This window comes from Sulfitobacter sp. 15WGC (assembly GCF_005068605.1).
GTDB lineage: Bacteria > Pseudomonadota > Alphaproteobacteria > Rhodobacterales > Rhodobacteraceae > Sulfitobacter > Sulfitobacter faviae.
Window position 1 is genome coordinate 1 of the sequence record NZ_SZNL01000007.1, and the last position, 4,100, is coordinate 4,100.

General features: G+C 63.3%; 5 protein-coding genes. 2 read left to right on the forward strand and 3 right to left on the reverse strand.

The genetic code is table 11. The features are described from left to right. Positions 1–218 precede the first annotated feature (218 nt). Entirely contained in the window at positions 219–1,445 is a 1,227-nt protein-coding gene (locus tag FCK22_RS07415; RefSeq protein WP_067267678.1) for a glutathionylspermidine synthase family protein, read from the forward strand. Positions 1,446–1,484: 39 nt separating this feature from the next. After that, on the forward strand, positions 1,485–2,063 hold the full coding sequence (locus tag FCK22_RS07420) for a DUF1190 domain-containing protein (protein ID WP_067267677.1): 579 nt from the start codon (positions 1,485–1,487) through the stop codon (positions 2,061–2,063). Between the two features lie 14 nt (positions 2,064–2,077). Here FCK22_RS07420 and FCK22_RS07425 read toward each other — a convergent pair whose 3' ends face one another. Genes FCK22_RS07425 through FCK22_RS07435 form a run of 3 tightly spaced genes read right to left on the reverse strand, consistent with a single transcriptional unit; the run spans position 2,078 to position 3,990 of the window. Then, the gene (locus FCK22_RS07425; protein WP_067267675.1) at positions 2,078–2,236 is read right to left on the reverse strand and encodes a peptidase M23; all 159 of its coding nucleotides are present in this window, start codon (positions 2,234–2,236) and stop codon (positions 2,078–2,080) included. A gap of 38 nt (positions 2,237–2,274) precedes the next feature. Continuing rightward, positions 2,275–3,102 (reverse strand): 3-keto-5-aminohexanoate cleavage protein, encoded by an 828-nt coding sequence (locus FCK22_RS07430; protein WP_067267674.1) that lies wholly within the window; start codon positions 3,100–3,102, stop codon positions 2,275–2,277. A 24-nt stretch (positions 3,103–3,126) separates the two neighbouring features. Continuing rightward, positions 3,127–3,990, reverse strand: a complete 864-nt coding sequence (locus FCK22_RS07435; protein WP_136720355.1) for a 3-hydroxyacyl-CoA dehydrogenase NAD-binding domain-containing protein — start codon at positions 3,988–3,990, stop codon at positions 3,127–3,129. Positions 3,991–4,100 lie beyond the last annotated feature (110 nt).

The following is a 4,100-nucleotide window of genomic DNA, read 5'->3' on the forward strand; positions in this document are numbered from 1 at the left end:
AATCCCCGCAAGGCTTTTCGGCCCTTCGATATGTGGGGTCTCCGGGCTGCAAAGCCTTGCTACCGTCGCGCCCAGTAGTGACATTCCTGCTTTGCAAACCCAGTGACATTTCTGAATGGTGTTTACATTGACTGCGCAGCCGCGTCCAACCGCCGCCCCCTCTGGCCGCTTGGCACAAAGCCGATTAGAAACGAGGGCGAAACCGGGGGAGCGAACCGTTGCAAAAGATCTTATTGCCCGAAAGACCCGACTGGCGCGCCCATGCGCAAGAGGTGGGCTTTACCTTTGCCGATATGCATGGCGAACCCTATTGGGACGAAACCTCGGCCTATGCGTTCTCGCTCACCCAGATCGAGAATGACATCGAAGACCCTTCGACCGAGCTTCACGCCATGTGCCGTGAAGCCGTGGCCGAGATCTTCGCCAGCGAAGAGTTGATGACCCGCCTCGCCATTCCAGATGCCCACTGCGACCTTGTGGCCGAGAGCTGGCGCCGGGGCGATCCTGAGGTCTATGGCCGTTTCGATTTGGCCTATGACGGCACGAACCCCGCCAAACTGTTGGAATATAACGCAGATACGCCGACCTCACTTTACGAAAGTGCGGCCTTTCAGTGGCAGTGGCTTGAGGACCAGTTGAAAGCGGGCGCACTGCCCGAAGGCACGGATCAGTTCAACGGCATTCATGAGGCGCTGGTCGCCCGTTTTGGCGATGTCTTCGAGCAGGACAGCGATCTGCATTTTACCGCCGTGGCCGACAACCCCGAAGACTACGGCACCGTCGAAGCCATGGGCTGGGCCGCACGCGAGGCGGGGCTGGGCGCGCATTACTGCGATCTCGATAAGATTGGGCTGAGCGACGATGGCCACTTCCTTGATGATCAAGACCGCCGCATTGCCGTCCTGTTCAAACTCTACCCTTGGGAAGACATGCTGCGCGACGACTACGCCGCCCATATCCAAGGCTCGGGCTGTCTGTTTCTGGAGCCTGCGTGGAAAGCGCTTTTGTCAAACAAGGGCCTCCTGCCCGTGCTGTGGCAGATGTTCGAAGGCCACCCCAATCTGCTGCCCGCGTTTTTCGAGGCTGATGTAGCCGATGCGCTCGCCGGGCGCGGCCCCGCCGCCCCCGCCTGCGCCGACGCCTTTGACCGGGCGGCGGCGGAACTGGCCGAGGCGCATGTGCGCAAGCCGATCCTCTCGCGCGAGGGGGCGTCGGTCACGATCCACCAATCTGGCAAGGTGATCGAACAGTCGCAGAACTCTGATTACGCCGAGCATCCGCGCATCGTGCAGGCCTATGCCCCGCTGCCCACCTTCGACGGCTTCCGCCCGGTGATCGGCTCTTGGATCGTGGGAGAGACCTGCGCGGGCATCGGCATCCGCGAAGACCGATCGCGCATCACGCAGGATTTGTCACGCTTCAAACCGCACTACATTCTGGCATAGCCCACCGCTCCGCCGCCCCTTGGCAGAAAGACGACCATCATGACCAAACGCTCGAAACGGGTTTCCATCGCCATCGTCGGCGCCGCCGCCTTCACCCTTGCTGGCTGTGAGGAAGAAAAGGTCGACGCCGCCGCCTTCCCCGACCTGCAAAGCTGTCTTGCCGATGCCGCGCGTGGCGGGATGTACAGCGAGCAGGAATGCGAAACCGCCTTTGACGCGGCGCAAACCCTCCATGTGGAATCCGCCCCGCGCTACGACAGTCTTGAGGTCTGCGAAGAGCAGCATGGCGAAGGCGCCTGCGGCTCCGAAGAGGCGGCGACCCAAGGCGGATCGGGTGGCATCTTCATGCCCCTGCTGGCGGGCTATCTGATCGGCAATATGATGAGCAACCGCGCCGGCATGGCGGCGGCGCAACCGCTTTACAAAACCTCCGATGGGCGCTTCACCAATGCGGCGCGCTCCAGCACCTATTCGACAAATCGCGGCGCGGCCAAGCTCAGCACCTCGCAATTTACCCGCCCCAGCACCACCATCGGCAAAACCCCGATGACCCGTGCCACCGCGGCATCGCGCGGCGGCTTTGGCCGGGCGGGCGGATCGCGCGGCTTTGGTGGCTGATCGGCGCTGACGCCTTACTTGCGGCGCAGCACCGCCGCGGCAAGGATCACGATCGCCAGCGACAGCACCGCCACCGCCCAGAAGGGATCGTTGCCATGGGGATGCACATGCGCGCCCTCATGCGCCGCCAACGGTGCGGCAAAGGTGGCGAGGGCGAATGTCAGTTTCTTCATCTCAATCTCCTTGATCTATCACGGTGGACCGGGCGGCCTTAGGCCAGCCCCAGAATCTCACGCGCCTGCTGCGCGGTGGCGACGGGGCGACCGGCCTCTGCGCAGATCTCGGCCGCGCGGGTCACGAGGGCGGCATTGGAGGGGGCGAGGGTCTGTTTGTCCAGCCGGATGTTATCCTCCAGCCCCGTGCGCAGATGGCCCCCCGCGGCGGCGCACCATGCGTTCAACTCGGCCTGATGCCGCCCGATCCCGGCGGCGCACCACGGGATATCGCCGAAGAGCCGTTTGACGGTTTTGATATAGAAATCAAAAACCTCCCGATCCGCTGGCATGGCGTTTTTTACGCCCATGACGAATTGGATATAGGGCCGGGCCGGGATCTGGCCCGCCTCGGCCATCGCCTTGGCCTGTAGGATGTGGCTGAGGTCAAAGACTTCGATCTCGGGCAGCACGCTATAGGTCATCATCTCTTCCGCCAGCCAATCGACAAGCTCGGGTGGGTTCTCATAGACGCGATTGGGAAAGTTGTTCGACCCCACCGAAAGCGAGGCCATGTCGGGCCGCAGCGGCAACATCCCGCCCCGGTTCTTGCCCGCGCCCGAACGCCCACCGGTCGAGAATTGCACGATCATCCCGGGGCAATGGTCACGCAGCCCCTCTTGCAGCCGCGCGAAACGGTCGGGGTCCGCCGTGGGGGTGCCATCGGCGGTGCGCACATGGGCATGGCAGATCGTCGCCCCGGCCTCAAAGGCGGCATGGGTGCTTTCGATCTGTTCGCTAATGTCGATCGGCACTGCCGGGTTGTCGGCCTTGGTTGGCAGCGATCCGGTGATGGCCACGCAGATGATGGCAGGAGTATCGGTCATGGGTGTCCTCGGTTTTCTGGAAAATCAATCGGCGCTGTCGCGGGCAAGGGCGATGACACGGCGTAGCGCGGTCTCCGCCGCTGCGCTATCGTCCCCCTCGGGCCAGTCGTAGAACCCCTTGCCGCTGCGCTTGCCAAGCTGCCCCCGCTCGACCAATGCGGTGAGACTGGGCGAAGGGTCGTGCCGGTCGCAAAGGTCTGGGTAGAGGTATTCGGCGATGCTCAGATGGGTGCCCAGCCCGTTCAAATCGCGCTGGCGGAACGGGCCGGATAGCGCCATGCGCACGCCGACGGACCATTGCACGATCTCGTCAATTTCCGCCGGGCTGGCGACCCCTTGGTCCACCAGATGCAGACATTCGCGCATGATGGCATGTTGAATGCGATTGGCCACGAAACCAGGCGGCGCGTGATCGAGCCGCACGGGTCGCCGGTCCAGCCCGCGCAGTAGGGTCATGACCTCGGCACAAAGCCCTTCGGGCGCGTCTTCAGCTGCGACGACTTCGACGGCGGGGATTACATCGCCGGGGTTGAAGAAATGCGTGATCACGGCGCGTTCGGGCCGGGCCATATTCGCCGTCATCTCTTCCAACCTTAGGCCAGAGGTGTTGGACAAGATCGGCGCACCCTCCGGCACGGCCCCCTCCAAAGCGGCGAGCACACGGCGTTTCAGCGCGAGGTCTTCCGGCGCGCATTCCAATGCAACATCGGCCTGCCCTGCCTCCTCCAAGGCAGCGCAGGCGGTCGACCCCGGAACCGCGGTCAAAAATGCCTCCCGCGCGGCCTTGGTCGGGTCGACCGCTTGGACCCTCCAGCCGTGTTGGCCAAAGAGCCTGCCGATGGATTGGCCCATCGTGCCCGCCCCCACGATGATGATGCCTTTGGCCATGTGATCCCCCTCCCGGATATCAGTTGTTTACTTATCACCAGTGCGTAGTGATAAGTAAACAGCGAATAGGAAAAAGGATGCCGCCCCGTGACCCAAGACCCCTCTCCGCG

What these genes read in the sequence shown, in the direction of transcription:
- FCK22_RS07420 (WP_067267677.1), top strand. Translation starts at nt 1,485, where the DNA reads ATGACCAAACGCTCGAAACGGGTTTCCATCGCCATCGTCGGCGCCGCC.
- FCK22_RS07425 (WP_067267675.1), bottom strand. Translation starts at nt 2,236, where the DNA reads ATGAAGAAACTGACATTCGCCCTCGCCACCTTTGCCGCACCGTTGGCG.
- FCK22_RS07430 (WP_067267674.1), bottom strand. Translation starts at nt 3,102, where the DNA reads ATGACCGATACTCCTGCCATCATCTGCGTGGCCATCACCGGATCGCTG.
- FCK22_RS07435 (WP_136720355.1), bottom strand. Translation starts at nt 3,990, where the DNA reads ATGGCCAAAGGCATCATCATCGTGGGGGCGGGCACGATGGGCCAATCC.